Source organism: Vibrio sp. 10N.286.49.C3, from assembly GCF_041469545.1.
In the GTDB taxonomy this organism is placed as follows: domain Bacteria; phylum Pseudomonadota; class Gammaproteobacteria; order Enterobacterales; family Vibrionaceae; genus Vibrio; species Vibrio tasmaniensis_A.
The window spans coordinates 1-2,961 of the sequence record NZ_JBFRKT010000080.1; the positions used below are offsets into that span (position 1 = coordinate 1).

Genomic DNA, 2,961 nt, shown 5'->3' on the forward strand with positions numbered 1-2,961 from the left:
AATTACGCAACAAAGCCGGGTTACATTGGCAGCTGGCTCTGGGGGGGGGATTGTAGGGGATTTTAATAAAGATCCCACAACTGCCCAGATAATGTTAAATACATTACTTGGTGTAGTCCCGGGAATTGATCAGGTTCTCGATGCAAGAGATATAACTGCAAACATCTTGTTCCTTAGTGAAGAAGATAATCAGAACAACCAAGAAGCATGGTTAGATCTGGCATTGTCGGGTATCGGCGCCATACCAACTTTGGGTTCAGTTCTAAAAGGAATTGGAAAGGCAGTAAAGTCAGACAAATCTCGTGATGACGTTTATGCTCTTGTTAGAGAATATGGTAAAGGTGATGTAGATAAGTTCTTAAGTAATCTGGATTGGAATGTTATTAAATATGAAGTCTTACAAATTATCTCTGAGGCGATTCTGAGTTTCGCTGATGTATTAGACGAGCTAGCCAAAAAAGCCTCTTTCTTTGGCTACGATGAATATGCGCTGGAAATTGGAAATTTTAAATCTCAGGTTGAAGCCGTCGAAAAGCAGGCACACCAACATATTCCTGATGCTTTAATGTTTCTGAAAGACAAAGTCGATATGAGCCTTAGAAGAGGAAAATCTAAATCGAATGCTGGCTCTCAATCAGATAAAGGGTCTGCTGAGGCGGGTACGCATGATGATAAAGTCAGCCAAGAAAAAAAGAGAAGAGGCCCGATGAATGTTGGTTATGCGAGAAGAAAGTAGGGAAGAAGAAAACAGAAAAGCCTTCGGCGACTTACTGCGACCAAAATGGTTTTAAAGGTAAGCACCATAAAAAAACGGACGATGAGTATGGTTTCGCAGGGCGAGGAACATCTGGGAATGGTCATTATCCATGGATTAAACTAAAGGCGCACAACAATCGCAAAAATGGTTCTTCAATGCAGCACCCACTATATGCTCGTTGTTATGACAGAGACTTGAACGGTAAGTATGTTAGACCTGAACAAATTTGGGATAACGAGGAAGGACTAGATGCATTTCAAGAGCTAAAAGCCTTAGGAGTTACTGAGAAAGACAAAATGGAAGGTCTTGAGAAGAACTTGCAAGCGCATCATATAATTACTGTTAATGAAATGGGAAATAATGATTTTCTTTTCAAAAAGCTACCGTATCTTGGATACAATCTTAACGATTGGCATAATATAGTTGTTTTGCCTGGTATTCCCGTACTGGCATGTTTCTATGAAATGCCTTTAGATAGTGGATCACATCCAACACCTTATACTGATAATGTGAAAAGAAGGTTGAACTTATTAAGAAATGCTATTCTAGGTTCTAAATATTGCAATGAAAACGACTCTAAAGCACTAGAACTAATAGTAAAAGAGATGCAACAGCATAGCTTAGATGTTTATAAACAGATAACCCAATTCCGTAGAATGGGTGCTTTGAACTACTCTAACTACGATGTTTATAAAAAAGGAAACAAGGGGTGCTGTAATAAACTTAAACATTCAGATATAGAGAACGATTCAACTCCTTGCAGACATCGAACATTATCGAAAATGGATGCTTCTGTGCATCATGACTTTAGAACCACTAAAGGTGGCACTCCGGCGCGTATTCCTTATGCTGGCGTGGTGATTTCAAAATTAGGGTATTAAGAATGGATTACTATCTGTTATTCAGTAGATTCGAAAATGGTGAAGGAAGTTTTTCTGTCCAGGAGCCGTGGAATTTAGTTTTAGAATATACATTGCCTCAAAGTAAACTATTAAAAACTCGAGGAGTTTACCAAGTGGATCAATGTTATGCTGAACGTGGGATGTCCGATTTCCTAAAAGCGGGAATTGGTAAGCTTGCGAGTGAAACACAAAAAATAGAAGGCGGAGTAACTGTACTTGATAACTTGAAACCTAATACTGACATTGTAGTGGTCGAATTTGCAGGTGAATCAGGGATTGAAGACCAGATTAGCAAGATTCAAGATAGTGTTGAAGCTACGTTAGACGGCTCTTACAACGCTTTAGTAGAAGATATGAAAGGCTTCAAAGAACAGTGGGATGAAGAAGGGTATCTAACACTTGGAGATGGGGTTATCGATGGTGCGATTGCATGGGGAGCCGATATCGTTGACATGGTATCACCAAGTTTTTGGGGTGATGCTGCTGATTCCATTTCAGACCTTACCTCTTCTGCGGTCGATAAACTTGCTATCTATTCAACGGATAAATTCAATACTATAACGAAAGCAATGCTGACCAAAGAAGGCCAGTTAAAGAACTCTACTTGGGTGCTCGAAACGATAGGTAAAGAATTTGATTCTTTTCATAACAGCGTGTTTGAGTCGGTGGATGATGCTATTGATGAGGTCCAAGGCCTTTACTTGGAAAGCAAGGATGTTCTCAGAAAATTTAGAGTGCATTGCTCAACATCGAAAGACCATTATAGCTCTACCACAGAAAATGGCAGAGGGTGACGTTGACGCAATACAAGTATTCATAGATACCGTTTTAATGGAATTCGACCCTGAATGGGCTAAGGAAATTAAAGGACATGAGAACTTTCCGAAAGCCATGGCTATTATCGAAGATCACGATACGGTTCTTTCTTATGTAACTTATCTTTCTTTAATGCTTGAAGCTATCCCACCTAATTTCTATTCGTATTACGGTGGCAAAGCTGGGGCATATCTGTTGTTGGAGTTAATTCTAACCGTTGTATTGGCGATATGTACCGCCGGTGTGGGTGCTGCTGCTCGTATTTCAACTCTTGTCGCTAGGTTTGCTGGTGGGGCTAAGAAAATCAAAGGTATAAAAAACTCAGCGAAAGCACTGGACTCATTTATTAAAACCTTAGAAAGCTTGATCGATGTACTTAGTGACTATCAAGAGTTGGCTGACAAATTGGTTAAACGACCTCTTGGAAAATTTAAAGGAAAACCAGTCACAACAATGACTGCGAAAAAGGGCTTTGTTGCGTAATTC

Annotated in this window: 3 protein-coding genes and 1 pseudogene; all 4 read left to right on the forward strand. The window is 39.8% G+C overall.

The genetic code is table 11. The features are described 5' to 3' along the window. Window positions 1–736: pseudogene (locus tag AB4180_RS21960) on the forward strand (hypothetical protein); the annotation flags it as partial. Between the two features lie 176 nt (window positions 737–912). Continuing rightward, entirely contained in the window at window positions 913–1,638 is a 726-nt protein-coding gene (locus AB4180_RS21965; RefSeq protein WP_102249066.1) for an AHH domain-containing protein, read from the forward strand. Between the two features lie 2 nt (window positions 1,639–1,640). Next, window positions 1,641–2,453 (forward strand): hypothetical protein, encoded by an 813-nt coding sequence (locus tag AB4180_RS21970; protein ID WP_241909246.1) that lies wholly within the window; start codon window positions 1,641–1,643, stop codon window positions 2,451–2,453. A 37-nt stretch (window positions 2,454–2,490) separates the two neighbouring features. After that, window positions 2,491–2,958, forward strand: a complete 468-nt coding sequence (locus AB4180_RS21975; RefSeq protein WP_372081989.1) for a hypothetical protein — start codon at window positions 2,491–2,493, stop codon at window positions 2,956–2,958. The last annotated feature ends 3 nt before the right edge of the window (window positions 2,959–2,961 follow it).